Below are 26,271 nucleotides of genomic sequence, written 5' to 3' on the forward strand. Positions count from 1 at the left end.
CATCGTCAGAAGGTTTCTTCATGCGCCTAAAAGCGTTTCCCCGACGCAGCGCAGCGCCGCAAGCAGCGCACTGCCCGCTGGAGAAAGATGCTCCTGTTTGCGGTAGGTGACGCCGATGGGGCCTTTGCCGAAGGGCACGTGCCAGTCAAGGCGCACGAACGCGCCACCGGCGATATCGAGCGCTGCTACATGGGCGGGGACGAGACCGATGAAATTACGGCTTTGCACCAGCGCGCGATTGGTCAGATAAGAAATGGAATCGATCGCCATGGGCGGGGCATATTGATCCTGCGCGATGAAAAACTGATCAAGCTGGCGGCGCAGTGTGGTTTCGCGCGGCGGAATGATCCATGGAAACGGTTTGAGATCGTCAAACGAAAGATCGCATTTGCCGGCAAGCGGATGGGTTGCGCGCGCGATGGCGTGGATCGGTTCGTCAAATAGCTTTTCCTGCACAAGATCATCGCGGTGGCGGTAGGTGGGCAAGCGCCCCACGACCAGATCAATGTCTCCGGCGCGCAGAGCGGGTATCAGAACCTCGTTCGTGCCCTCCACCACTTTGATCGACACGTCCGGGCGCCGCTCCAGAAGCTGCTCGATCGCTTGGGGCAGCAAATGCGAAGACGCCGCCAGAAGTGTGCCGACGACCACGCGCCCGCTGCGCCCCTCGCCCAGATCATCGAGGTCCTGCGCGGCATGGGCGATCTGCGCGAGGATCAGTTTGGCATGCCGGATCAGGGTTTCACCGTATATCGTGGGCGTGACGCCGCGATTGCCGCGCTCGAACAGTGTGACCTCGAAGTCCAGTTCCAGCTCTTTCAGGATCATCGTCGCGGCGGGCTGCGAGATATTCATCTCGCGCGCGGCGTTGCGGATGTTGCGCTGTGCGCCGACGGCAATCAACAGGCGAAGCTGCTTGAGCTTGAGCCGCTGGATTGCGCGTTCGGTGATCTTGGCGGGGGTGGTGCCCATCAAAAACGGATCGCCGCGCCAAGCGTCTCGAGCGCGCCGATTACGCTCATCGCCGCCAATGCAGAGCTGCGCGGGTTGCCCGGCAGGGCCTTGCCATTGATGCGGAACGAGAAATCCCCGAACGCGCCGCTTGCGTGGACTTCATGGATGTTCTCGGTCACATTGGGATCGGCGATCAAAGCGACCTGTGTGTCGTCAAACCCTATGCCGGCAAGGGCCACGGCGGCGGCGACATTGGCATTCTTGGGATAGAGCAGAGCCGCATCGCGCGCGCTGCCCTCGAAGTGGATTCGGGCCGCGTCCAGCGCGCCAAGATCAAGGCTTTGCTCCGCAGGCGAGCCGATCCAGCCTTGCGGCGGTTTGCGTCCTACATAGCGCACCGAGGTAATGTCGCCTGCCCGCGCAGAGCGCAGAGTGTCGAGCGCGCCGATGGCGCCGCTGGCGAGGATCAAATTGGCACTGCCCTGCGCCGCCGCCGCGCGCAAACCCTGCTCGAGCGCGCGATCGGCCAGCGCGCCGACGGAGACGGTGAGCAGATCGAAACCCGCGCGCAAAACGCTGGGCCCGAACTTGCGCAGTGCTGCGTGCCCGGCGCAATCGATCACCAGATCAACGTCTGCGGGAATGTCCTCGACGCGCGCGATCAAGCCGTCTGCGCATTTTTCGGGGCGCACGATGATGGCGCTGATGCTGTGCGCGCGCTGCTGCGCTTCGTGCATCACATATTGCGCGATCGCGCCGCGTCCGATGATGGCAATTTTCATGAGCGAGCCTTTCAGGTATAGTGAAAATATATATCAATGCACCCATGGGCAATAAAGCCTTATACATAAGGGCCGAGGTAAAAGTCATCCTGTAGTGCTGGACCCGATGGAAAAATCTGGCTTGAGTTGTGGATTTCTTAAGGCTGCACAAAGCCAGAAATTGGCGCGATCAAACCGCCCTGATAGAATTTCGAAGAAAACCACTGTTCTGTCGCCCTATGGTCCCTGAGTGTTTCCTAATTGATGAAAATGCGTGCCTGATTGGATAGTGTAAATTGACGGAGAATAAGGCAACTGACAAACCAAGAAGGCGAGGGCGCAGCAAGCGTGCAAGCGCCAGCCAACCCGCGCGTCAACCGAACTATCGCCAGTTGAAGCATCCCTTTGCACAGCAGAGCATGTTTTCGCTTGATGAGGTGAATGCGATTCACGACACGGCTTTACGCGTGATCGAAGAATTGGGCATCAAGGTTTTGCTACCTGAGGCGCGCAAGATTTTTGCCAATGCAGGCGCGCGCGTTGACGCTGATGAAATGGTTTATGTGGGGCGCGATATCGTGCAGGCGGCTTTGGCGAGCGCCCCCCGGAAAATCGTTATGCGCGCGGCCAATCCGCTGCGTGAGCAGGATTATGAACTTGGCTCGATGATCTTTATGGCTGGTGTCGGTTGCCCCAATGCGAGCGATGCGATCCGTGGTCGCAGGCCTGGAACTTTGAACGATTTCGAAGAGACGATCAAACTTTGCCAGAGCTACGATGTGATCCACACCTTCGGCCCAATGACGGAAGCGCAGGACATGCCGATCCATCTGCGTCACTATGAAATGACGCGTACGCAGTTGGAATTTGGCGACAAGCCGATGTTTCTTTACGCACGTGGACGCGCTCAGGTCGAGCAAGGCTTCGAGATGGCGCAGGTTGCTTTGAACCTTTCTGCCGATGATTTTCAGGACGGTGTCTGGTTAACCACTGTGATCAATACCAACAGTCCGCGCATGCTCGATAATCCGATGGCGCAGGGCATCATCGACTTTGCGCGCGCAGGCCAATTATCGGTTATCACGCCGTTTTGCCTTGCTGGCGCCATGGCCCCGATTACACCGGCGGGTGCGTTGACGCTGCAACATGCGGAATGTTTGATGGGGATTGCGTTGTCACAACTGACCCGTACCGGCGCGCCGGTCAGCTATGGTGGGTTCAGCTCGAACGTGCATATGAAAAGCGGTGCGCCTGCATTCGGGACGCCAGATCATTTGAAGATGCAGATTGGCGGCGGCCAGTTGGCGCGATTCATTGGCTTGCCTTGGCGCACGGCGTCGGGGTCGGCGTCCAATACGGCGGACATGCAAGCAGGCCTTGAAACGGTGATGGGGCTTTGGGGCGGCTCGCTCGCACATGGAACGCTCTTGGTGCATACTGCGGGTTGGCTTGAGGGAGGTCTGACTTTCGGTTACGAGAAATTCATCAATGATGTGGAGGGTTTGCAAATCTACGCCGAGCTTTGCGCACGGCCCAAGGCCCAAGGCCGATGCTGTAGAAATTGGCTTCGAGGCTTTGGCTGACGTTCAGCCGGGGGGCCATTTCTTTGCCACGCAGCACACGATGGAGCGTTTTAGCACTGCCTTTTACGAACCGATCGTTGCAGATCTCAGCAATTTCGGCACTTGGACCGAGGCAGGTAGCCTGACCTCTGCTGATCGCGCCACTGCAGTTTGGCAAGAGAAACTTGCTGCGTTTAGCCCGCCGCCGACAAGCGGCGATGCTGTCGAGCGCTTGGCACCTTTCATCGAAAAAGCGACTGCCAGCGGCGGTGCGCCTCCGCTGGACTAAGCCTGCCCTTTGCACCGCGCACCTACGGATCGCCTCGCGTCAACCCGTGTCAGGAACAAGCTGGCGCACGTCAAAGAAGGCTTGAACCCGCAGGCGAGCTGGCTCTAATCTGTGGCTGAAACGCTGGAGGGCTACCCAATGAACCTGAACGATTCAAAAGTGATCAATGCCGATCGTGCTACGGTTTACGCGGCCTTGCTGGACCGCGAGGTTCTGGCGCGCTGTGTTCCGGGCTGCCAAGACATGAGCGGCTCGGCGCAAGAGGGTTTTGAAGCAACTGTCGTGCAAAAGGTCGGCCCCGTGAAAGCGACGTTCAAAGGGGCGGTGACGCTGAGCGAGATGATTGAAAACGAAAGCCTGACACTAAGTGGTTCGGGCAAGGGTGGTGCGGCAGGTTTTGCAAAAGGCGACGCAAAGGTGCGCCTTGAGCAGGATGGTGATCAGACGATCTTGCACTATGAAGTAGACGCTAAAGTCGGTGGTAAGCTGGCACAGCTTGGTAGCCGCATCATCGACGGCTTTGCCAAGAAGATGGCCGATCAGTTCTTTACTGCATTTCAGGACGCCGTTGGTGCGCCGGAGAAGAGCGATGGCGAGGACGCCAGCGCTGAAGGCGAGCAGCCCAAAAAGGGCTGGTTCAGCAAGCTGCGTAATGGCTAGGTACTGGGTCAACCAGTGCCGAGGGCTTTGACGGCATCGTATTGGCTGAGAAAGACTCGGCCGGTCATTTCGGCAAGGAAATGGGCTTGCTTTAGGCGGTCCATTACGGGCCCTTTAACCTCGGAGAGATGCAGTTTCACATTCATCTCGCGCAGGCGTTCATTGATCATTTCGAGGGATTCCAGCGCGGAGAGGTCGATTTCGTTGATTGCAGAGCACTGCAGGATAACGTGGCGGATTGCTTTGTCGTGAGCGACGCGATTGTGGATTTTGTCCTCCAGATAGCGGGCGTTCGCAAAGTATAGGCTTTCGTCAACGCGCAGTGTGACGACGTTTGGGTCTGTAATGACGTCGTGGCGCAGAATATTGCGGAAATGCTCGGTGCCGGGGACCTGGCCGACTTCGGCTATATGAGGACGCGAGGACTTATAAAGATGCAGTAGGATCGATAAGGCAACGCCAGCAGAGACACCCGCCTCGACGCCAAGGGCGAGGGTCAAAAGGATAGTGGCGCTGACGGCGGCAAAATCCGCTTTGGAATAGTCCCAGCTGCGTTTCAGGATGGAGAAATCCACGAGGCTGAGCACAGCGACGATGATGGTCGCGGCGAGCGTGGCTTTGGGCAAGAAAAAGATCAGCGGTGTGAGCGCAAGCGCTGCAATGGCGAGGCCAATAGCGGTGAAGGCACCTGCGGCGGGGGTTTCCGCACCGGCATCGAAATTGACCACGGAGCGGGAAAAACCGCCCGTGACCGGGAAGCCGCCTGTGAGAGAGGCACCGATGTTGGCGGCACCGAGGCCGATGAGTTCTTGGTCGGGATCTATGCGCTGACGTTTCTTTGCGGCGAGGGTTTGCGCAACTGAGATGCTTTCAACAAAGCCGATGAGCGAGATTAGAATAGCTGGGAGCAGGAGTTGATTGAGCAGGGCAGGTGAAAAGGACGGGAGCGTGAGGGGTGGGAGACTTTGTGGAACAGCACCAACAATTTTGACGCCCTGATCCGCAAGGCCAAACAGCCAGACGGCGAGCGTGGTGAGTACGACGACTGCAACAGGACCTGCTTTGACCGCGATTCCTATGAGCGTGGGGCCTAGGCCGAGCCGCTTAAGCAATGGTTTGAGACCCTTGCGTACCCAGAACAGGAAGCCCGTTGCAAGGACGCCAATGACGGTAGTGATCCAGTTGATTTCCGGCAGGTGCTTCACCAGTGATATCACCAGATCAAGCAGATTGTGACCGTGGGCATCAATACCAAGAATGTGTTTTAATTGGCTTGCGGCGATGATGATGCCGGAGGCAGTGATGAACCCTGCAATGACAGGGTGCGAGAGGAAATTGGCGACAAACCCGAGTCTAAACAGCCCCATCGCCAGTAAAATGATGCCAGATAGACCCGCGAGAGAGAGAGCAGCGACAGCATAGCCCATCGTCCCCTGCTCAACGATATTGCTGAGCGCGGCGGCGGTCATCAGAGAGACCACAGCGACGGGGCCAACAGCCAAAGAGCGCGAGGTGCCAAAGACTGCATAGAGCATAATAGGAACGATGGAGGCGTAGAGACCTGCCTCCGGCGGAAGACCCGCAAGCAACGCATAGGCGAGCGATTGTGGGATCAACATGATCGTCACAATGAAGGCCGCCATCAGATCGTTGCTGAGCGCGGATTTGTTGTAGGCCCGCCCCCAAGTAAGGATGGGTAGATAGCGTTTTAGATCAGGTCTCATATAAACTCTCGGTTAAACGGCGGTGATTTTTTCTGGCTTGGCCATCCATTCGCGGCCTTTGAGCATGGCCTTCCAATAGACGGGCGGCAGCATCTTTTCCTTGAGTAGCCACGCCGCGCGCGAAGGTTTGGTGCCATCAATCACGAACCTGGGGAAGCTGGGCAACATCGTGCCACCATAGCCAAACTCGGCCAGTATGATTTTTCCCCGCTCCACGGTTAATGGGCAGGAGCCATAGCCGTTGTATAGCGCAGTTGGGGAGTGGCCGTTGATATCGGAGATGAGGTTTTCGGCCACGATGGGCGCTTGGATGCGGGCTGCGGCGGCGGTTTTTGCATTGGGCGCGTTCATGACATCGCCAAGGGACCAGATGTTGTCATAGGTCTTGTGGCGCAGCGTGGCCTGATCCACATCGACCCAGCCAGCGGCATCGGCCAACGGCGAGACACGGATGAAATCGGGCGCGACTTGGGGTGGGCAGACGTGCATCATGTCGAATTCCATCTCGACCCGCTCGATGGGTGTGTCGGGCTTTGACACGTCGAACCATGCTTTCTTGGCAGGGCCATCCACGGCGACAAGGTTGTGGAAGAAGTTGAGAGATGCGTCGTATTTCTTTACATATTCCATTAATGCAGGGACGTAATCCTTAACGCCGAAGAGCACGCCGCCTGCATTGTTAAACTGGATATCGACATTGTTCAGCACGCCGCGGCGGTGCCACGCATCGGCAGAGAGATACATCGCCTTTTGCGGCGCGCCGGCGCATTTGATCGGCATGGGGGGCTGCGTGAAAATCGCGCGCCCCTCGATCATTTTGCTGACCAGCTTCCATGTGTAGGGCGCGAGATCATAGCGGTAGTTGGAGGTTACGCCATTGTGGCCAAGGGTCTCAACGAGGCCCTCGACCTTGTTCCAATCCAGCTTGATACCGGGGCAGACGATCAGGCGGTCATATTTCACCACGCGGCATCCATCTAGGATGATGGCGTTGTTTTCAGGTTCAAACGCGGCAACGGCGGATTGTATCCAATGCACGCCGCGCGGGATAAGAGAACCCATTGTGCGCGCAGTTTGTTGCGCTTCAAAGATGCCGCCGCCAACCATGGTCCAGCCCGGTTGGTAGTAGTGGATATCGGCGGGGTCGATTATCGCGATGTTCAGGTCGGGTTTGCGCGCATGCAGGCTGGCGGCGGCAGAAATGCCCCCTGCTCCAGCGCCGACGATCACAACCTGAAAGCTGGCATCGCCTGTGTCGGTCGGGGTTTTGCCGCCATTGACGATGCGGCGCACAACGCCGCCCATATCATAGCCCGCGGCCTTGGTCGCGGCGAGAATGTCGGCGACGCTGCGCTGGCTTGCTTGGGCAAGTGACCAAAGCGTTGCAGAGCGTGTACCGGTGCGGCAATAGGCCAGAACAGGACCGGGCAGGGTGGAAAGCGCTTTGTCAAAATCAGCGGCGTCCGCGTCGGAGACCTTGCCAGCTACGATGGGGAGATAAGCGGTTTCGAGACCGAGCTTTTTCGCGGCTTTGGCTATTTCGGCGAAGGCAGGTTGATCCGCGCCCTCGCCATCAGGGCGGTTGCAGATGATTGCGCGAAAACCGGCATCCTTGATTGCTTGCACATCGGCCGCAGAGATTTGTGCGCTGACTGAAAGGCCAGCGTTCAGGGTCTTGATGTCCATGGGATTAGGTCCTTAGATCGCGTTCACTGGAACTTTTAGCATCGGATTGCCGTCCCTATCCTTGGGTATGTCGCCCGCGCGCATGTTTACTTGCAAGGAAGGGATGATGAGGCGGGGCATGGACAGTTGTGCATCGCGTTCTGTGCGGAATTTGATGAACTCGTCGCGGGTCTTGCCGCCGCCCACATGGATGTTGTTTTGCTTTTGCTCTGCAACGGTTGTTTCCCACTGGATCGCGCGGCCATTCGGGCCGTAGTCGTGGCACATGAATAGGCGGGTTTCATCGGGGAGCGACAGTACTTTCTGAATGGAATCGTATAGCTCGCCCGCAGAGCCGCCGGGAAAGTCGCAGCGCGCAGATCCGCCATCAGGCATGAAGAGCGTGTCACCCGCAAAGGCTGCATCACCAATGACATGGACATTGCAAGCAGGCGTATGACCAGGGGTATACATGGCAAAGGCCTGCATGTTGCCGATCATATAGGTGTCGCCGTCCTTGAAGAGCGCATCAAATTGCGAGCCATCGCGCTGGAATTCGGTGCCTTCGTTGAAAACCTTGCCGAAGGTTTCCTGCACGACCATGATCTTTTCGCCGACGCCGATCTTGCCGCCGAGTTCGCGTTGCAGATAGGGCGCGGCGCTCAGGTGGTCGGCGTGAACGTGGGTTTCGATGATCCAATCGAGGGTCAGTCCACGGTCCTTGATTTCTGCGATCAGCTTGTCCGCAGCTTCATAGGTGATGCGGCCAGCGGCGTAGTCGATATCCATGACGCTATCGATGATGGCGCAATGATTAGAGGAGGGGTCTTTGACGATATAGGTGATCGTGTTGGTGGCCTCGTCGAAATGGGCGGAGACGTCTGGTTTTACAGAGATATCAATGGGGAAGGTCATTGTGTTGCTCCTATTGTGCGGTTGGCCAATGTGGTTTGGATGAATTTCGCGGCGTAGATGCCTGCGAGCAGGGCTGCGATGAAGATGAAGACTTCGGGCTTTGCCGTGCCGAGGGCAGGGAGCGCTCCGCCAGGGCAGAAGCCTGCGATGCCCCAGCCGATGCCGAAGAGCGCGGAGCCGCCGATAAGCTGTGCGTCCAGATCGTTACGTGAGGGCAGTATAAAATGGCCGCCAAAGAACGGTGCAGAGCGTTTGAGGACAAAGCGGTAACCGATGAACGTGACAATCAGCGCACCGCCCATGACGAAGATCAGGCTGGGGTCCCATGTTCCTGCGAAATCAAAGAAGTTGAGCACTTTTGCCGGATTCGCCATGCCTGAGATGGAGATGCCGACGCCAAAGATTAGCCCGATGAGATAGGTGGATAGCATGCGCATTGGCTTAGGCTCCGATAACGTGGCGGATCACATAGACGGTGATCGCAGTAAAAATCATGAAAGTGGTGGTTGCGGTGATCGAGCGCGTGGAGAGCCGCGCCATACCGCAAACCCCATGCCCTGACGTACAGCCGGAGCCAAGCGTGACGCCAATGCCAACGATGAAGCCGCCAATGACGAGCATTGTGGTGGAAATGGGCACTTGGACCGCAGGCATTTCGCCTGTGATTGCCATGACGGCGAGAGGCCCCGAGATCATGCCAAGAAGCAAGAGCGCGCGCCACGACCAATCGGATGAGCTGCTGGGCTGAAGCAGCCCCGCGACAATGCCCGTCGCGCCAAAAATACGGCCAAGGGTTGCCATCAGCATCACCGATGCGAGGCCGATAAGAACGCCGCCACCAAGCGAAGCGTAGGGTGTGAATGTGGTTTCCATGATTCTCTCCAAAGGTCTATTTGGTATAGAGGTATGGATGCAGGGCTTCAGTGACAATGTCACTGAGGGGGTGTTTTGTAAGCGGGTTAACAAGAGAACGTTTCTAACAAATTTTTCTCGCCTGCTGGTGAAAAATGTATGATGCGAGAACCTCCGATGCGTTTTGCCCAACCCTTTGCATAGAATTGATCGAGCAAAGCTGTGCTGAGTGATCCGGAAAAATGCGTTCTACGCGAACTCCAATCCAGGCAGGATTTGCACAGTGCCCGCCGCCCTTTGGAGAGGCTAGCAAGATCGACCTCGAGCGCTTGACCGAAGGTGGTTTCCGTGTTGGTCAACGCGACGTCCTCGCCGGTTTCGATCAGATGACCTTGCGCAATCAAAGGGTCGTGGCGGCGCATTCTCAGATTACAGGCTGCGCGTCGCCGAGGTCGTGCGCGATTACGGAATGACAGATCGAGAACAGGCACCCGTCGATAGTCGCGCGAAGCATGAGGCTTGAGGCGTGTTATTATTTCTCCCGCCCAGCCAGCGTCCCAATTGCTCCGCGATCCAGCAACGTCACACTCCCCCTGCCTGTCTCGATCCAGCCACGGCGCTGGAATTCTTGTAATTGCCGCGAGATTACTTCGCGGGCGGTGCCGAGCTCTACAGAGAGTTTTTGGTGGGTGGTGGAGATTTTATCGCCGTTAGCAGAGAGCCGCATCAAGGCCCCCGCAAGGCGCACGTCTAGGCGTTGAAAGGCGACTTCGTCGATCATCAAAAACAGATCAGTGATGCGGCGCGAGAAGGCCGCGAAGACGAAATCGCGGAAGGGTTTTGAGCTGGCGACAAGGTCATCGAACACGGACCGTGGAACCGCGGCGGCGCGTACTGCGCTCTCGCAGATGCCCTCGGCGGAATAGTCGTCATAAGCCAGCAGGCAGGCGGTGGTGAGCACGCAGCTTTGCCCCGCTTCAATGCGGTAGAGCACGATTTCATGGCCCGTCTCGGAGACCTGCTGCACGCGCACTGTACCATCAAGCAGAAAGAGCATGTTTTCGGGCGAATTGCCGGGGCCGAAAAGGGTGGCGTCCTTAGGAACGTCGATGATGGTGGCACGCGTGGTGAGCAGTTGTTTGGTTGGCAGATCAAGGCGGGAGAGGCCGGGGAACCGCTCGATCCATGTGTCATTTTGGTTCATGGTTTTGGCGATCCTGAATGGGTTGTTTGCCCTCAAGTGCGCTGCGTGGGCGGTGAAATCAACCGCCTGATTGATTTTTCCCGATCTGCAGGTGACGCTGCTTAGGCTGGTGGAGTAGTCGAAGTGGACCTTTGGAAGCGGGTAGCAAGGATATTTACGGCGGGAATAATGTCACCACGCGCGCGGGCGGCGGTGCCGATGACTGCGCCGAGGCTTTGTGTGGGTATACCGGCAAGTTGCGCCAAGAGGATCAAATGTGTGCGATTCCTGATTTCGACCCTAAGGCGCAAATTTGGGTCGATGCTGAGCGCACCCATGAGTGCCTCTGTAAAAATGCTACACATTTCTGCAAGGGACGTGACGGGGTCAATCTTTGTGATATTCAAGGGCCATGGATATACAAAAACAGCGTTTTCTCACTGAGCTTTTCGAGGGTGCCGTGCTCGCGGCTGACCCTTTGGAGGCGATGCGATTCTATCTGCCAGCCCCGCCCAAGGGGCGAACCGTCGTAATTGGCGCAGGCAAAGGCGCGGCTCAGATGGGGCAGGCGTTTGAGACGCTTTGGCAGCATTCTTTGGAAGGGGTGATTGTGACGCGCTACGGCTATAGCGCAGACTGCGCACGGCTGCGTGTGCTGGAGGCGGCGCACCCTGTGCCGGACGCAGCGGGGCTTGCGGCGACGCAGCAGATTGCCGCGGCTCTGAAAGGGTTAACCAGTGATGATCTGGTGGTTGCGCTAATCTGTGGGGGTGGCTCTTCTTTGCTCGCTGCGCCGCCAGAGAGATTTACGTTGGAAGATGAGCAGGAGTTGAATCACATATTGCTGGCTTCTGGTGCGCCTATCGGGGCAATGAATGCGGTGCGTAAACATTTTAGCACGGTAAAAGGAGGGCGGCTCGCGGCCATGGCCCATCCCGCGCGCGTGGTGAGCTTGATTGTGTCCGATGTGCCAGGGGATGACCCGGCCCAAGTGGCGTCGGGACCGACTGTGCCAGACGAGATAACCTTAAAGGATGCGCGCCGCCTGATCACGAATTACGGGATTGATTTGCCGGAACGTATTTTGAATGGGCTGGTTGATGCGCCTGATCGGAACGCACCGGAGTTTGAGGGCAATGAAGTACATGTGATTGCCTCCGCAGCACTGTCATTAGAAGCAGCGGCGCAGACTGCGCGCGTGCGCGGCGTGCCTGCTGTGATTTTGTCCGACGCGATTGAAGGAGAGGCGAGAGATATCGGCCTGATGCACGCCGCCATCGCGCGGGAAGTGGCGACAAAAGGGCGTCCTGTTGAAGCGCCTGTTGTTCTGCTCTCAGGGGGTGAGACGACAGTGACCCTACGCAATATGGGGGGACGGGGGGGGCGCAACTCTGCATTTTTGCTCTCTTTTGCGGCGGCGATTGACGGGCAAAACGGGATCACAGCGCTGGCGGCGGATACGGATGGGGTTGACGGCTCTGAGGATAATGCGGGTGCTTTTGCCGATGGTCAAACGGCTAGCGATATGCGCGCGGCGGGTATAGATCCGCTAAACGCTTTGGCGAGGGATGATGCTTGGGGTGCGTTTGATGCAGCTAAGAGCCTGTTTGTTACAGGTCCGACGGGCACGAATGTTAATGACTTTCGCGCGATTCTGATCGGCGATGTACCGGAGCACTGATAAATCTCTGGACTTGGAGGAGTGCTGTGCGAAGCTGGGATTTGATCACAGTTATTCGGAATATTGAGCATGCCCCAAAGCGTTGACGCCTTCACTACTCAGCTGCGTTACGGCGATCTTCCCGAGTCGATGCGCGTGCTGCTCAGGCGCAGTTTTACCGATACCATGGGCGTTGCGGCGATCGGAGCGAGTACGCAGATGTCGCAGATCGCCCGCGCTTCGGCGGCGAATTTGTTCGGCCCAGCGGCGGCGGGTGCGAGCCGAATGTTAATGGATGGGCGCAAGGTTAGCCCTGTGGGCGCGGCCATGGCGGGGGGATTTACGGTTGATAGTATTGACGCGCATGACGGGACTACGCCGAATAAGGGCCACGTGGGATCGGCGGTGTTTCCTGCGCTGCTCGCTGTAGTGGATGCGCAGCGCTCGCTCGGGCGGGTGATTACCGGCGCTGATTTTGCACTTTGGCTGGCGATCGCTTACGAAGTGAGTTCGCGCGCGGGGCAGGTGCAGCATGCGACGTGCCCGGATTATCATACATCGGGCGCTTGGACGGCTGTGGGCGTTGCGGCGGGCGTTGCGCGGATTTTGGGTTGTAGCGCAGAGCAAGTGCGCCATGCGCTTGGCATTGCCGAATACCACGGGCCGCGCAGCCAGATGATGCGCTGCATTGATTTTCCGACGATGGTGCGCGACGGGGTCGGTTGGGGTGCGCCATCGGGTGTCACGGCGGCTTATTTGGCGCAGGGTGGTTTTACGGGTGCTCCTGCGCTGACCTGCGAGGGGAAGGAGGCTGCGCCATTTTGGGAGGACCTTGCCGCCCATTGGCTGACGCTCGATCACACGCATTACAAGAAATATCTCTGCTGTCGCTGGGCGCATCCGTCAATGGATGCGGCCTTGGAATTGATGCGTGCGCACGGTCTGTATCACTCGCGCATTGCGAAAGTGGAAATCCGCACGTTCCATTACGCGACGCGCCTTGCAGGGCATAAGCCGCAAAGCATGGACGAGCTGGCCTATTCCATCGCCTTCCCCGTCGCCACGATGATCGTGCGCGGCGTGTTTGGTGCGGCGGAAATGTCGCCTGATATTCTGAGCGACGCGGATATACTGCGGGTGAGCGCAGCGGTGGAGTTGATTGACGACGATGAAATGACCCGCCGCAGTGTTGCGCAGCGATGGGCGGCTGTGACTTTGGTAGATGTGGATGGCGTGCGCTATGCCGCCGCACCAAAGACCCCGCGTGGGGACGTTGATAATCCGCTTAGTGAAGAAGAGATGCTGGCGAAGTATCGCATGTTTGCGGAGCCTGTTTTGGGAGTTGAACGGGCTGAGACGATGCGGGGGATGTGTGCCGACTTTGATAACCTTGACGGCGACGGGTTCGGTGAATTGCTGGATTTGATTTTGGGAGAGGTTTAAGGCGTTCGAAAAAAGGACTGCGTACCAAGGAAGCCAAAGGGTCATTCAGGTCCTGGTAGAAAATTGTCGAAAAAATGCATCCTCAACTTATCGGTTCTTGCCGAAAAGGAGCCTTACAACCCTGATTAAGCGGCCTTCAAATTACACGTGATGTCGTCCCAAATGCTGTGAGCGTCTGAGCAAGGTAATCGATAGTTAGGCGCCGACAATTTGTGGTGGTAGGACGAACTGCGGTTTTGACTTGATTGTGTCCAGACAAAAAAGAGCGATGCTTGGCTGCGTGATTTTGACTGGGCTATGATTTTGTTTTGGCACTGCAACAACCACCGCAGCCATCAGGCTTGAACAACGGGCCTAAAGACTCCCATCGACAGAATGCAGTGCCAAGAACTTCATCATTGCTGTCTATTGCGCGCTGCAAGTGGAAGAGGCCCAGTGCTTTGAATCCGTTACTGATAATTTTTAGTGGGATGGAAGAGAAAAACAATTGGTGGGTGCCAGCTATCGCCTGTTGATGACATTGGCTTAGCAAAACAGGTACCGCGTTTATCGCATTTTGGTTATCCATCCCAAACCATCTCTGGTCGTAGTGCGAGGCCTATACTCCGCTCCGATATATCCTTGATATCCGATGTGCGAGATATGACGCAGGAGCCATGCGTAGTCGAGCTCGCCAATGTCAGGTTCACCGCGATCTGGCACCGCAGCGATCTGGATGTGGCCAATTTTCGATAAGAGTTTTTCGATTGAGTGCGCAAGATTGCCCTGCATAATCTGCATATGGTAACAATCAAACATGATTTTTAGCTCGGGTCGGTCCAGATCGTCAATGATCTGTGCAGCATGGGCTGTCCCTGACAGATGATAGCCAGCGACGTCACGGGTGTTGATCGGTTCGATCAGGACTGTGATGCCCTGCTTTTCTGCGAGGTCGCAGGCGTGATCAAGGTTTGTTCGAAAGCAATTTTCCGCAGCGGCACCGCCATCAGTGCGCCCTGCCATTACATGCACCGCCTCGATCCCCGCAGCAGCGGCGTAAGCGAACGCACGCTCGATTTCCGCGCGGGCTTCGCACTCACGCCCGACAAGCGCGGCAAGGCCGAAATCCCCTGCACTGCGATCACCGGGCCAGGTGTTCATCCCCAACATACGCAGTCCGGTTGTCTTCAGTGCAGTCTTCAGATCGGCGGGTGGTGTATCATAGGGGAAGTGGCATTCCAGCGCGTCGAACCCGTCTGCCTTTGCCGCATGTACTGCCTCCGGCAGCGGCAGATCGGTGTAAAGAAACCCGAGGTTAGCTGAAAATTTCATCAATCGTCCCATTCTATGTCAAATTTGCTCACCAGTCCCTGCACTTGATCATCGGTAAGCGCGCGAGCGTTCATGCCGCGAAGCATCATGGCCAGACGAGCAGTATCTTCCAATTCTTCTACCGCGTTGCACGCGGCTTCTATGTCTTTGCCCGCTACAACCGGTCCGTGATTGGCCAGCATAACTGCACTGCGCTTACCGGCGAGGCCGCGCACCGCATCGCCCATGGCCGGATCGCCAGGCATGAAGAAGGGAAGCAACTTGACGCGGCCCAGTTTCATGATGCCATAGGGCGTGAGTGGCGGCAGAAAGTTATCGGGGTCTGTTTCTGGCAACATCGACAAAGCGACCGAATGGCAACTGTGCAGGTGCACGACCGCGCCTGCGGTGCTACGTGTGTCGTAAAACGCTTGATGCAAAGGCATTTCCTTGGTCGGTTCGTCCCCGCCGATCAATTTGCCGATGACGTCAAAGTGCGATAGGCGCGCAGGGTCTAAACGGCCAAAGCTGGTGCCGGTGGGCGAAACCAGCAGGCCACCATCTTCTGTGCGCGCAGAGATATTGCCAGTGCTACCTCCTGTCAGGCCACGGTCAAACATCGACTTTGCCAGCAGACAAATATGCTCACGCAGGACCGTATCGCGCATTACCCGTTCTCCAACATGCTCGCGGCCTTCTCGAAATAGTCCACGCTGCCGAAGTTACCTGATTTGAGCGCAATCACCAGAGCGTTGCTTGCCCGCAGGGCTGGGACTCCCGGATCAATCTCTGGTCCGATCTCAAGCATGCGGATATCAAGGGCTTCGACCACGGCGCCGGAGGTTTCGCCGCCTGCTGTTAAAATACGTGCCACCCCGAGGTCGCGCAGACAGACGGCGGTTGCACCAAAAAATGTCTCTAGCGCTTGCGCGGCTTTAGCCCCGCCAAATTGTTTCTGGATTGCCGCGACTTCGGCCGGATCGGCAGAGCTATAGGCGAGCGGCAGGCCGTCAGTTTCAATCAACCATTGTGCTACGGATTCGGGCGTTTGGGTGCCCCCGATAACATCCGCGGGATTGATTTTGAGCGCAGGGTGGTGCGCTATGTGATGAGCGATCTGGCCGCGTGTGGCCGTAGAGCATGATCCCGACAAAATCGCAGCTTTGCCTTTTTGCCCCTGCCATGGTACGGGTGCGGGGCTCAGGCCAAAGTTTGCAGGCAGCCCCAATGCAACGCCAGAGCCGCCCGTGATCAACGGCAAACCCTTAGCCGCTGCGCCAATCTGCATCAGGTCCTCGTCGCGCAGCGCATCGAGCACAATCATTCGGTTGCCTACTGCGTGCTGGCGCTCCAATGCGTCTGTAATCGCCTCTGTCCCTGCAAACACCACATCCGCTGCGACATGCCCGACCGAATGAACACTCTGCGCAGCCATCAAACGGCGTAGGTTCGCGTCTGTCATTGGCGTGAGCGGATGGTTCTGCATTCCGCTTTCATTCAGAAGGGTATCATTGACGAACAGATAGCCCTGGTAGACTGAACGACCTGCCCCCGGAAACGCCGGACAAACGATGACCTTATGCGCATCCAAGGCCTCAGCGAGAGCGTCTGCGACGGGTCCGATGTTACCCTCTTGCGTGCTGTCAAAGGTCGAGCAATATTTAAAGAAAATTTGGGTGCAACCTTGGGCTTGAAGCCATTTTAGCGCGTCCAGTGACTGCTTGATCGCGTCTTGAGGCGCGATAGAGCGGGATTTGAGAGCGATGACGCCCGCTTGTACATCTTCAGCTGCAGCGCCCGCCGGCACGCCACTGTATTGCACCGTGCGCATTCCGGCTTTGGCCAGTGTATTTGCCAGATCGCTTGAGCCTGTGAAATCATCCCCGATGCACCCAAGTAACATTAACTGTCTCCCGGCAGTGTTACGCCGCCCTGGCGTGCAAAATATTTGGCTATGGCCGCATCATCTTCATCGCCTAATCCCGCCTCGGATGCTGCGCGAAACTGTGCCAGTGCATTTGCCGATATCGGTACAGGCAGCGCCGCGCTGGCGGCGATATCGCCCACGATGCCAAGATCCTTGAGCCAGATGTCCACTTTTGAGCGGGGTGCGTAATCGCCATCGACCACATGCGCGCCGCGGTTTTCGAACATCCAAGATGTTCCCGCCGAGACGGAAACAACATTAACCATCTGCGCAGGCGTCAGCCCTTGGGACGCGCCGAAGGCCATCGCTTCGCCCATGGCGGCAATGTGGACCCCTGCGAGCAATTGGTTCACCGCTTTCATCGCAGAACCGGAACCTGCGTGATCGCCGAGACGGTGCACGGTTTCGGCCATCGCGTCCAGCAGCGGATTTGCGGCCTCGAATGCAGCGGTATTGCCCGATGCCATGATCGAAAGTTGCCCAGCCGCCGCTTTGATTGCACCGCCCGATATTGGCGCATCGAGATAGCCAAACCCGCGGGCTGCGGCCTCTGCCTCCATCTCTGTGGCAAAGGCAGGTGCGACTGTCGCGCATGAGATGATCACACCGCCCTCGCGCAGCCTCTGCGCTGCGCCTTGTTCACCAAACAGAGCCGCGCGCGTTTGATCGGCATTCAGCACTGCACAAACCAGCGCATCGGCCTTTGGTAGCCCATCACCAAAGGGGCTGCCGCCTTGTTCAATCAGCAAGTCAACTTGCGCAGTAGCCGGATCAAACCCGCGCACGTCGTGCCCTGCTTTTACCAAGCTGGTGGCCATACCAAGGCCCATTGAGCCAAGGCCTACAAAATCAACAAGCATCATTTATTCTCCAAAAACCCACTCTACGGGCCAAAGTGTAATTGCTGGCACATAGGTGATGATCATCAGTGCTGCGAAGACTGTCAGCACGAACCAAACCAGCTGTGGGATGATCTTTTCGACCCGCAAGTTTGCCACAGCGCAAGCGGCGAACAAGTTCACCCCTAGCGGTGGTGTGATCATCCCAAGCGCCAGATTGACCACGATGATCAGACCGAAATGCACAGGGTCGACGCCATAGCTCATGGCGATGGGTGTAAGGATCGGGGCGAGCACAAGGATCGCAGCCGATGTCTCGATAAACATACCCACAATGAGCAGCAAGAAATTCACTGCCAGCAAGAAGGCGATGCGGCTCTCAAAGATTTCTTTGAACCACGCGGCAATTTCGTTCGGCAGTCCTGAGCGCGTAATGAGGAAGGAAAACAACGCTGCTGCTGAAATGATGATCATGATCGCTGAAGTGGAGATGATCGTCTTCTTCAAAATTTCCGGCAGGTCGCTGAATTTCAACTCGCGGTACATAACCATTCCTACGATCAACGCTGCTGCAACGGCGGCGGCGCTGGCTTCGGTCGGTGTGAAAATACCTGAATAGATGCCGCCAAGGATGACAACGGGTACCATAAGTGCAGGCAGAGCCGACATGAATGCTGCGCTCGGAGAGGCGCGGTCCATACCGTCGTCTTTGCCGATACCGCGCAAGCGGCAGATCACTAGCACCAGTGCCATAAGCGACACTGCAACGACCAAGCCTGGCCCAAGGCCAGCGACAAAGAGTTTGCCGATAGAAGTGTCAGTGGAGACACCATAAAGGATCAATGGAATGGATGGCGGGATCAGTACGCCCAACTCGGCTGAGGAGGCTTGGATGGAAGCGGCAAGCGGTTTGGGATAGTGGTGCTTGACCATCGCGGGGATCAAGATCGCACCGATGGCGAATGTGGTTGCCACAGAAGAACCCGACACAGATGCGAACAGCATACATGTTAGAACGCAAGTACAGGCCAATCCGCCTTGAATGCCGCCGACCAGTGATTTTGCAAGTTCTACAAGACGGTGCGAAATTCCACCCGCAGACATGAGATTGCCCGCAAGGATAAACAATGGAATCGCCATCAGAGGAAAGCTGTCGATTCCCGTGAACATGCGCTGAGCCACCAACAGCAAGGGTAGACGGCCTTGCGTTTCGATGCCGATGACAGAGGCCAGACCGATAGCGACCGCGATGGGGACCCCCATCAGGAATAAAATAGCGAGCGATAGCCCCAGAGCGCTGTTCATTATGTGTCCTCCGCATTGCGTGCGATAAGCCAGTCGCCCTGCGCCGCGCGTACCATCGCAGCTGCAACTGAGATCAGGATAAAGCCTGATCCGACCGGCAGGGCGGCGTAGGCCCATGCAATCGAGATATCAAGCGCAGCAAGGCTTTGCGGCATTACGCGCAGGGTCATCAGGTAACCCTGCCAAAGCAGGACGGTGAAAAAAATGAGCGATCCGACGTTCGCTAGAAGATATAGGCCCAGACCGATGCGCGGAGGCAGTGAGGTCTGGATCACCTCGACTGAGATCATAGCACCATGTTTGAAAGCGACAGCAACCCCAAGAAATACCGACCAGATCATGGCAGTGCGGGTAATAACTTCGGACCAAGTCGAGGGGGCGCCAAAGGCAAATCGGGTGATCACCTGATAGAGCGCCAGACTGGCTGCAATAACCAGAAACGCAATCGACAGTCTTTGCGCGACGCCTGTTGTAAAGTCTTCGAGACGCAGGAAATAGCGCATGGGCATGCCTCATTGAATTTTGGGGAGCAGGATAGTGACAGGCAGGCGTGGATAAGCACGCCTGCCTGAAAGGGTTTTATTCGACGGCTTGAATACGCTCTACCAACTCGGTGCCGTACTGATCAGTGTAGACTGCATATGCAGGCTGGGCCAGTTCAGCAAAAGGCGCTTTGTCGATCTCGGTGATCACTTCCATGCCGTTCTCGCGCAGTAGGGCAACGCCTGCTTCTTCCAGACGGTTCACTTCCGCGCGCGTGGCTGCGGCAGAGGCTTTTGCTGCTTCCATGAACCAGCCGCGCTGCTCGTCGGTCATGCCATCCAGCAGGATTGGCGAGGACAGCACGACCGCTGGCGAATAGACGTGACCCGTCAACGAGACGTGGCCTTGCACTTCCCAGAACTTGGAGGCGGTGATCACTGTGACAGGGTTTTCCTGACCGTCGACAACACCCTGCTGCAGGGCAGTGAACAGCTCGGGGAAAGCCATGGGCGTGGGCGATGCGCCCATTTCAGAGAAGGCTTCCATGTGGACACGGTTTTCCATCGTCCGCAGCTTGAGACCCTCAAGATCGGCGGGTGTACGCACGGGGCGCTGGGAGTTGGTCACATGACGAAAGCCGTTTTCTGACCATGCAAGGCCAACCAGCTGGTTTTCGTCGATCTTGCCGAGCAGTTCCTGGCCAATATCACCGTCCAGCACATTGCGCGCGTGGTCATAGTCGCGGAACAAGAATGGCAGATCGAGAGCGAAGACTTCGGGTACGAAGTTGCCAAGCGGGCCGGTGGACGTGATCACTACATCCATGGAACCGATTTGCAGACCTTCGATCATGTCACGCTCGCCGCCAAGCTGACCTGCTGGTGCTTGTGATCCGGTGAATTCACCGCCCGACAGCTCTGTCAACGTGTCGATGAAGGCCTGTGCGCCGATGCCGTAGTGCGACGTGGGCGACAATGCGTGCCCTACGACGATGTTACGCTCGGCATAGGCTGTTGTCGCAGCCAGTGTTGCCACCGCGCCTGCGAAAGCGAAAAGAGTATGTTTCATTTTGGTTTCTCCCAAGGTGATAATTCGTCTTTTGCCCGCTGTGCTATTCACACAGTGGATTCGGTGCCTATTGCGTGGCACCTGTCTGGGCTGGTCGGCCCATCTCGTCTTCCAGATAAACCGTGATGATTTCCTGAAATGAACTCTCTGCGATAAAGCCGAGGGCGATCGCCCGGGCTGTATCAAAATCACGCGGCCAGCTTGCCACGATACTCGCAACGGCTGGATCTGGCACGCGCCGGATCAATGCGACCGCGTCATCTCCTGCTACGGCGCGGAGCGCCTCAATTTGCTCGCCAACAGTTGCGCTGACGCCTGGCATCGTCATACAACGCTGCCCGCCAAGCGAACTGGTGTCCATCGTGGCCGCATGTTCGATATAGCCGACAGCCGCGCGAGGGCTTGCAAACCAATGGCGCAGATCGTCATCCACGGGCAGGATCGCCTCTTGGCCATTCAAGGGCTCGCGAAGAATACCGGAGAAAAAGCTGGATGCCGCTTTGTTTGGCTTGCCGGGGCGAATGCAGATGGTGGGAAAGCGGATGCCGATACCGTCAAGCATGCCACGCCTTGAATAATCGTTGAGCAGCATCTCTCCCATTGCTTTTTGCGTGCCATAGCTTGTGAGCGGGGTGAGGTGGTAGTCATCGGGAATTTTTACAGGAAACGGCGCGCCGAATACAGCGAGCGAAGAGGCATATATCACGCGGGGACAGTAATCTTCGATGGCGCCAATCGCCTCCAGTAACGCCCTCGTGCCGTCCAGATTGACGCGGTAGCCCTTCGTCATATCAGCCTCCGCCTCACCAGAGACGATAGCAGCGAGATGCACAATCACGTCAGGTTGGTCTGCGACAAGACGCTTGGCTGCACCCGGGTGCGTCAAGTCGAACGCATAAGCTTCGCAAATTCCATCGAACCCTTCTGGTGTTTCGGGCGCTACCACATCGACAAGCGTCATCGCAGTTACGGGCTGGTCATTGATCTGACCGGTTGCCGCAATCCGCTCTACCAGTTTGCGCCCGATCATGCCGGCGGCGCCAATGACTGCAAGTTTCATGAGTGTGCCTTTTGTGTTGAACTTGAAAGAAGAGCGCGGGTGCTGTCGTAAATTCGACGCTCGTGCACGCCGAGGGCCTTCAGCAATGCAGCTGCGTCCCGTGCCTTTAACGCGGCCAGAATGATGCGGTGGTCGGCAATGCTGCGCTCGATCGCACCTGCAACACTCACGGCGCGCCTGCGGTGATTGAGCTGATAAGAATATAGCGTGGCTGCAAGATCGGAGAGCACGGCGTTACCGCAAGACTGATAAACCGCTGTGTGAAATGCGCGATCAGCGATAAGAAAGCTGACTGGATCGCCCACTACGGTTTCCTGAGTTTTGATCAGATCAGCAAGGTGGTCCAGCGTCTCTGCATCGATCCGCTTCGCTGCTAAAGGAGCTAGCCGCCCCTCAACCATCAAACGCCCTTCGTGAACATCATCAAGGCTGTAGTCGGTTACACTTCCATTGGACAAGGCAGACATGCCAATATCACCTACGTCAACCGAAGCGATTTTGGTGCGGGCACCCTGCACAATCGTCACAATACCCTTGGTTGACAAAATAAGCAGGGCTCCACGAATAGTCTCGCGACTGACACCCATCGTCGAAGCGAGATCACGCTCGCTGGGGAGTGTGTCGCCAACGTTGAGCACGCCTGACGCGATCAGCGTCGCGAAGCGCTCCGCAACCTCGTCCTTGATGCTACGATGAGCCACCTTATCCAGGGGCGCGACATGCGACGATGCAAAAGATGAGTCTCCCATATCTCCCCTCCCAGTAAGATATTGTGTGTCCGCTAAGGCCTTTCGACTGGCCTATTGGTTTGATTACTAGACCAGTGTACCAAATTGCTGTCAACGCCTATTTGCGGTGTAGCTTCCGAAACCCCTGCCGCTACAATCTATTCGCCTCGATCTATTTACGATCTGGCTAAGATGCTCACAGCATGCGCGTTAACTTCACGTGTGAGTTAAAGGCCGCTTGATCAGGGATGTTTGGGTTCTTTTCGGCAAGAGCCGATAAGTTGACGGTACAGCCGCGGAGTATCAAAGAGAATGAAGCATCCTGTTCTCAGATATGCCGATAGCCTTGATCGTTGCGTTGTCCGTCAAATTGAAAGTGCAGATGCTGTGCCGCAGTTTCTTTGGTCTGCGTTCACTGTCAGCGACGTGGCCTTAGTCTTTTCCCAGATGTGTTGAGTTGCTCGATAATGTCGAGTGCAGCTACTGCTTCGTTCACAAAGGTTGCCCTCGATCCGTGTCCCGTCTGTTCTTCATGGTCAATCTCCTCAGATATTTTACTGCGAAAATTCTAAGGCTAAGCGTTTCTTGAAGGAAGCACCCTTCAGTCGCTCTGCGCCTAATTTCAGGGTAGCGATGCCGCCTTAGCTGCCTTTTGGGCGGACGCTTCGCGCCGAAACTGAAACCACATACATTTCAGACCTGCGGGCAGGGTGGGCCTTTTGACAAAGGACCTTAGCCTGATATATGTTGCTTGTTGCAGGAAATGCGTAGTTTATTACGCAACAACTGGGATTTTCCATTGGCGCTCTCCGATCACCAGAAAACATCTATTTTGTTGAAGGTTTCGCAAGGCGAGACTCCGGCAGCGATCGCACGATCCTTGGGAATTCACCGCGCAACAGTCGGGCGGGTTATCGAACGCTCAAAGCGGCCCGCGCAAGCAACGAGAAAGCGGGGTAGGGGGGACAAGGCGCTTAGTTTTCGGGTGAGTAGTGGAGAGCTGAATGGGTTGGATCGGCTTGTGTCATCGGGTTTGGCGAAGAACAGATCAGAGGTTTTCCGCAAAATGTTACGCGTTTTGACGGGGTATTTTGATCCAGATCCCGACCCTGCGCATGCAGCAGATTTGAGGAGTTTGTTGTCCGAGCTTTCCGCAATCGGCAACAACTTAAACCAGGCGACAAGAGCATTTCACAAGGACAAGCAGGATCGCGGCATTGCGACAATCTCACCGGAACACCCATAAGCGCCCTTAAGTTAAGAACAACCATTCAACCAAATCGCACGTTTCACCCTCAAAGTCTGCGAACGGAATTCCCGCCAGCGATGATCTTGTTGATGAGCTGCGCGACTGCCTTGTGCTCGGCTATTTCAACGTCAGACCCACCTGCGTTCTCGTGTGTTGCGGCGGCGTCTTCAAGGATGCCCATGATTTCTCTTTCTGGCAGGATCTTCGCGTCGTTCAATGCCAGCAGGAGCGCCTCGCAAATTGAAAGCGCGGCAATTCCTGACAGTGTGCTATGCTTGGACATGATGGCAGACGTCTCCAGTCTATTGCGCTTGCGCAGTGGACCCGTGCAGCGGTCATCGCAGGCTCTCAGGAAGCCTGAGGTTTGGGACTGATCCACATCAGTCAGCGTCAGTTTATTCTCTGTAAATGTTCAGTATTTTGAGGAAGGGGACCATTATCGAAACGAGACCACTTGCACGCAAGCTCGGTGCTTTTGTCGCACTGTCCGAAGCGGAGCTTTTAGTCCTTGAAAGATTGCACAAACGTCGGCGCACATTCGTCGCCGGGTGCGATCTGGTGCACCAAGGGCAGGCGGATCAGGCGGCCTATATCCTGCTGTCGGGCTGGGCGTGTTCGTACAAGCTTTTGCACGATGGCCAGCGACAGATCGTTGATTTTCAGATCCCGGGCGATTTCCTGGGTTTGCGCAGCGTGGTTCTACACGTTTCTGATCACAGCATCGAGCCAATCACGGATATAGAAGTCACCGAAGTCCATGGCTCCGATCTGTTTGAGGCATTCACAGAAACGCCTCGTCTGGCGACAGCGGTGCTTTGGACGGCGTCGCGCGACGAAGCCATGGTGGTAGAACATTTGGTGGGTATTGGGCGGAGAGGGGCCGCTGAACGCATGGCACATTTCCTGCTTGAATTAGGGGCCAGATTGTCCCTCGTTGGGATGGGGGACGAGGGGGGATATGATTGCCCGCTGACCCAATACTTGATCGCTGATGCCATCGGGTTGAGTGCTGTGCATGTAAACCGCGTTCTGAGGCAGTTGCGTGAGCAAGGTATGGTCACGTTTCGAGAGGGGCATGTTACATTTGATAACTATGATCGCTTGGCTGAATTTGCAGATTTTGAAGTGAGCTATCTGGATCAAATCGGACCACTGTTAAAATAGGCACAGCCTAAATATCGTCGCATCCTGCGACAGAGACGAGAAACACGCAGGTTGGTGGGACAGGGACATGTCTTGGCTACGTGTTTCCCGCTTGTCGATTGCGCGCTTTAGATCAGCGAACAATTTCAGTATCGCACCACCGTCATCTTCCCAGACTGATGCAGGTTTGTTTGGGTCTTCGAATTTTGGTTTTTCTCGCCCTGATCGCGTAGCTTGCGGATCAAGGGTTAGAGAAGTTGGAAATCTAACCTCTATTTTAGGGGAGGTGTGCGTCGTCTTCGCTCCATCGAAATGGTTCATGTAGCGCGCGATGCCGATCGGCTTGGGGTCTGGCGTACGGACCATCATCGCACCAACTGCAAAGTGATCCGGCGTGTTGGTTGCTATGAATGTGTCCAACTCTTTCTCAGACAGGTTCTTATGTGCCCCAAGAAAGCGGAAATATTTTGCGCTTTTTGAGAGATGGGCGAACCCAAACTCCAGTAGATGGCGATCGTCTTGTGTCACCTCTCTGATTAGAACCAGAGTGCCGTCTTTTAGCGTTTTGGTGAATGGAGGGAGGTTCACTTCAGCAGCTTTTTTCATAGCAAACGCGTGTTCCCGCATGCCCGTCTAAGATCGCGCGGGCGTTTGTCAGTTGGCCTATCCCGGCGCATTTTCCACCATTTGTGATGAAGCTCGCTGCGGCAGATGCTTTCGGCCCCATTGACCCTGGCGGCAGTTCAAGGCTTTCGATCTGCGCCGAGGTTATGGTGTCGAGCAGGGTTTGATCCTCATCTCCAAAGTCACGATAGATCCCTTCGACGTCTGTTAGCAGCAAAAGGGCATCGGCGTTTAATTCTGTCGCTAAAAGGGCGGATGTCCGGTCTTTGTCGATGACAGCTTCGACGCCTTCCATATCACCGTCCGCATTGCGCATCACCGGTATACCGCCGCCACCTGCGCATATGACGATGTGCTTTGCCGCCAGCAGCGCCTTTATCGCATCCAGACCAATGATGCGCAGCGGCAGAGGAGAAGGAACAACGCGTCTGCGGTTGCCCGTTGCCTCGCGCACCATGGACCAGCCGTGATCGCTTGCCACTTGCGCGGCTTCATCGGCCGTATAGATCGGGCCAATCGGTTTGCCTGGATTTGAAAATGCAGGGTCATTCGGGTCAACCTCAACGCGGCTGAGAAGGGTCGCGCAATGCGCAGTGTCCGGTAGCGCATTCATGAGTTCCTGCTCAATGAGATAACCGATCATACCGTCTGTTTCAGCACCCAAAACATCCAGCGGCCATGGCATTGCTGGATCAAAGGCCGCGCCATGCAATGCCAAAAGACCGACCTGCGGGCCGTTACCGTGCGCGACGATAATTTCGTGATTGCGCGCCAGATCAGCCAGCGCAAGGGCAGCGATTTGCACGTTCGTGCGTTGCACCGCTGCTGTCATCGGCTCGCCCCGGCGCAGCAGTGCATTCCCGCCAAGGGCCACAACGACACGCATC

At 56.6% G+C, this 26,271-nt stretch carries 27 protein-coding genes and 1 pseudogene; 8 read left to right on the forward strand and 20 right to left on the reverse strand.

The window, feature by feature from the left end; translation table 11 throughout:
* Positions 1-18 precede the first annotated feature (18 nt).
* Complete coding sequence (locus tag B9P63_RS17215) at positions 19-972, reverse strand: LysR substrate-binding domain-containing protein (protein ID WP_085311095.1); 954 nt, start codon at positions 970-972, stop codon at positions 19-21.
* Positions 972-1,736, reverse strand: coding sequence for an aspartate dehydrogenase (locus tag B9P63_RS17220; RefSeq protein WP_085311097.1), 765 nt, complete (start codon positions 1,734-1,736; stop codon positions 972-974). The genes B9P63_RS17215 and B9P63_RS17220 overlap by 1 nt, the downstream gene beginning before the upstream one ends.
* Positions 1,737-2,011: 275 nt before the next feature.
* Here B9P63_RS17220 and B9P63_RS17225 point away from each other — a divergent pair, with 275 nt between their 5' ends.
* The 3 genes from B9P63_RS17225 to B9P63_RS17230 all read left to right on the forward strand — a co-directional run bounded on the left by B9P63_RS17225 (position 2,012) and on the right by B9P63_RS17230 (position 4,226).
* On the forward strand, positions 2,012-3,298 hold the full coding sequence (locus tag B9P63_RS17225; RefSeq protein WP_281252378.1) for a trimethylamine methyltransferase family protein: 1,287 nt from the start codon (positions 2,012-2,014) through the stop codon (positions 3,296-3,298).
* Positions 3,291-3,566, forward strand: coding sequence for a trimethylamine methyltransferase family protein (locus tag B9P63_RS19585; protein WP_281252379.1), 276 nt, complete (start codon positions 3,291-3,293; stop codon positions 3,564-3,566). Before B9P63_RS17225 ends, B9P63_RS19585 begins: the two co-directional genes overlap by 8 nt.
* Before the next feature lie 138 nt (positions 3,567-3,704).
* Positions 3,705-4,226 (forward strand): SRPBCC family protein, encoded by a 522-nt coding sequence (locus B9P63_RS17230; protein WP_085311232.1) that lies wholly within the window; start codon positions 3,705-3,707, stop codon positions 4,224-4,226.
* A gap of 8 nt (positions 4,227-4,234) precedes the next feature.
* On the opposite strand, the gene B9P63_RS17235 is transcribed toward B9P63_RS17230, so the two are convergent.
* The 5 genes from B9P63_RS17235 to B9P63_RS17255 are packed head-to-tail and all read right to left on the reverse strand — an operon-like array spanning position 4,235 to position 9,403.
* Complete coding sequence (locus B9P63_RS17235) at positions 4,235-5,950, reverse strand: SulP family inorganic anion transporter (protein WP_085311099.1); 1,716 nt, start codon at positions 5,948-5,950, stop codon at positions 4,235-4,237.
* A 12-nt stretch (positions 5,951-5,962) separates the two neighbouring features.
* A complete protein-coding gene (locus B9P63_RS17240) occupies positions 5,963-7,636 on the reverse strand; it encodes a bifunctional protein tyrosine phosphatase family protein/NAD(P)/FAD-dependent oxidoreductase (protein ID WP_085311101.1) in 1,674 nt (557 codons plus the stop codon).
* Between the two features lie 12 nt (positions 7,637-7,648).
* Complete coding sequence (locus B9P63_RS17245; RefSeq protein ID WP_085311103.1) at positions 7,649-8,530, reverse strand: MBL fold metallo-hydrolase; 882 nt, start codon at positions 8,528-8,530, stop codon at positions 7,649-7,651.
* The gene (locus B9P63_RS17250; protein ID WP_085311105.1) at positions 8,527-8,967 is read right to left on the reverse strand and encodes a DUF6691 family protein; all 441 of its coding nucleotides are present in this window, start codon (positions 8,965-8,967) and stop codon (positions 8,527-8,529) included. Before B9P63_RS17250 ends, B9P63_RS17245 begins: the two co-directional genes overlap by 4 nt.
* Before the next feature lie 4 nt (positions 8,968-8,971).
* Positions 8,972-9,403, reverse strand: a complete 432-nt coding sequence (locus tag B9P63_RS17255) for a YeeE/YedE family protein (protein ID WP_085311107.1) — start codon at positions 9,401-9,403, stop codon at positions 8,972-8,974.
* Positions 9,404-9,776: 373 nt separating this feature from the next.
* On the opposite strand from B9P63_RS17255, the pseudogene B9P63_RS19470 reads away from it, so the two are divergent.
* Positions 9,777-9,905: pseudogene (locus B9P63_RS19470) on the forward strand (antibiotic biosynthesis monooxygenase); the annotation flags it as partial.
* A gap of 9 nt (positions 9,906-9,914) precedes the next feature.
* Here B9P63_RS19470 and B9P63_RS17270 read toward each other — a convergent pair.
* Complete coding sequence (locus B9P63_RS17270; RefSeq protein WP_085311112.1) at positions 9,915-10,586, reverse strand: Crp/Fnr family transcriptional regulator; 672 nt, start codon at positions 10,584-10,586, stop codon at positions 9,915-9,917.
* 391 nt (positions 10,587-10,977) lie between these two features.
* Between B9P63_RS17270 and B9P63_RS17280 the strand changes: the two genes are divergently transcribed.
* Positions 10,978-12,246, forward strand: a complete 1,269-nt coding sequence (locus B9P63_RS17280; protein ID WP_085311116.1) for a glycerate kinase type-2 family protein — start codon at positions 10,978-10,980, stop codon at positions 12,244-12,246.
* Positions 12,247-12,315: 69 nt separating this feature from the next.
* Complete coding sequence (locus B9P63_RS17285; protein ID WP_085311118.1) at positions 12,316-13,668, forward strand: MmgE/PrpD family protein; 1,353 nt, start codon at positions 12,316-12,318, stop codon at positions 13,666-13,668.
* A gap of 546 nt (positions 13,669-14,214) precedes the next feature.
* Here the strand turns inward: B9P63_RS17285 and B9P63_RS17290 are convergent.
* The 9 genes from B9P63_RS17290 to B9P63_RS17330 form a co-directional block, all read right to left on the reverse strand.
* Positions 14,215-14,979, reverse strand: a complete 765-nt coding sequence (locus tag B9P63_RS17290) for a hydroxypyruvate isomerase family protein (protein WP_085311120.1) — start codon at positions 14,977-14,979, stop codon at positions 14,215-14,217.
* Positions 14,979-15,626: a 3-oxo-tetronate 4-phosphate decarboxylase gene (gene otnC, locus B9P63_RS17295; RefSeq protein WP_085311122.1), complete on the reverse strand. Its 648-nt coding sequence runs from the start codon at positions 15,624-15,626 to the stop codon at positions 14,979-14,981. Before otnC ends, B9P63_RS17290 begins: the two co-directional genes overlap by 1 nt.
* A complete protein-coding gene (otnK, locus tag B9P63_RS17300; protein WP_085311125.1) occupies positions 15,626-16,861 on the reverse strand; it encodes a 3-oxo-tetronate kinase in 1,236 nt (411 codons plus the stop codon). The genes otnC and otnK overlap by 1 nt, the downstream gene beginning before the upstream one ends.
* A complete protein-coding gene (ltnD, locus tag B9P63_RS17305) occupies positions 16,861-17,745 on the reverse strand; it encodes an L-threonate dehydrogenase (protein ID WP_085311234.1) in 885 nt (294 codons plus the stop codon). The genes otnK and ltnD overlap by 1 nt, the downstream gene beginning before the upstream one ends.
* Before the next feature lie 3 nt (positions 17,746-17,748).
* Positions 17,749-19,029: a TRAP transporter large permease gene (locus tag B9P63_RS17310; RefSeq protein ID WP_085311127.1), complete on the reverse strand. Its 1,281-nt coding sequence runs from the start codon at positions 19,027-19,029 to the stop codon at positions 17,749-17,751.
* Positions 19,029-19,532 carry a TRAP transporter small permease gene (locus B9P63_RS17315; RefSeq protein WP_085311129.1) on the reverse strand — a complete coding sequence of 168 codons (504 nt, stop codon included), beginning with the start codon at positions 19,530-19,532 and terminating at the stop codon, positions 19,029-19,031. Before B9P63_RS17315 ends, B9P63_RS17310 begins: the two co-directional genes overlap by 1 nt.
* A 76-nt stretch (positions 19,533-19,608) precedes the next feature.
* Positions 19,609-20,580 carry a TRAP transporter substrate-binding protein gene (locus tag B9P63_RS17320; RefSeq protein ID WP_085311131.1) on the reverse strand — a complete coding sequence of 324 codons (972 nt, stop codon included), beginning with the start codon at positions 20,578-20,580 and terminating at the stop codon, positions 19,609-19,611.
* A gap of 67 nt (positions 20,581-20,647) precedes the next feature.
* Positions 20,648-21,640 (reverse strand): D-erythronate dehydrogenase, encoded by a 993-nt coding sequence (gene denD / locus B9P63_RS17325; protein ID WP_085311133.1) that lies wholly within the window; start codon positions 21,638-21,640, stop codon positions 20,648-20,650.
* Positions 21,637-22,389, reverse strand: coding sequence for a FadR/GntR family transcriptional regulator (locus tag B9P63_RS17330; RefSeq protein ID WP_085311135.1), 753 nt, complete (start codon positions 22,387-22,389; stop codon positions 21,637-21,639). Before B9P63_RS17330 ends, denD begins: the two co-directional genes overlap by 4 nt.
* A gap of 742 nt (positions 22,390-23,131) precedes the next feature.
* On the opposite strand from B9P63_RS17330, the gene B9P63_RS17335 reads away from it, so the two are divergent.
* Positions 23,132-23,614, forward strand: a complete 483-nt coding sequence (locus B9P63_RS17335) for a helix-turn-helix domain-containing protein (protein WP_085311137.1) — start codon at positions 23,132-23,134, stop codon at positions 23,612-23,614.
* A gap of 49 nt (positions 23,615-23,663) precedes the next feature.
* On the opposite strand, the gene B9P63_RS17340 is transcribed toward B9P63_RS17335, so the two are convergent.
* Positions 23,664-23,900 (reverse strand): hypothetical protein, encoded by a 237-nt coding sequence (locus B9P63_RS17340; protein ID WP_085311140.1) that lies wholly within the window; start codon positions 23,898-23,900, stop codon positions 23,664-23,666.
* A gap of 137 nt (positions 23,901-24,037) precedes the next feature.
* Between B9P63_RS17340 and B9P63_RS17345 the strand changes: the two genes are divergently transcribed.
* The gene (locus B9P63_RS17345; RefSeq protein WP_245830734.1) at positions 24,038-24,781 is read left to right on the forward strand and encodes a Crp/Fnr family transcriptional regulator; all 744 of its coding nucleotides are present in this window, start codon (positions 24,038-24,040) and stop codon (positions 24,779-24,781) included.
* On the opposite strand, the gene B9P63_RS17350 is transcribed toward B9P63_RS17345, so the two are convergent.
* Positions 24,773-25,366: a hypothetical protein gene (locus tag B9P63_RS17350; RefSeq protein WP_085311143.1), complete on the reverse strand. Its 594-nt coding sequence runs from the start codon at positions 25,364-25,366 to the stop codon at positions 24,773-24,775. The genes B9P63_RS17345 and B9P63_RS17350 overlap by 9 nt on opposite strands.
* Positions 25,350-26,270 (reverse strand): carbamate kinase, encoded by a 921-nt coding sequence (locus B9P63_RS17355; protein ID WP_085311145.1) that lies wholly within the window; start codon positions 26,268-26,270, stop codon positions 25,350-25,352. The genes B9P63_RS17350 and B9P63_RS17355 overlap by 17 nt, the downstream gene beginning before the upstream one ends.
* Between the last annotated feature and the right edge of the window lies 1 nt (position 26,271).

The organism is Planktotalea arctica, from assembly GCF_002105285.1.
Taxonomy (GTDB): domain Bacteria; phylum Pseudomonadota; class Alphaproteobacteria; order Rhodobacterales; family Rhodobacteraceae; genus Planktotalea; species Planktotalea arctica.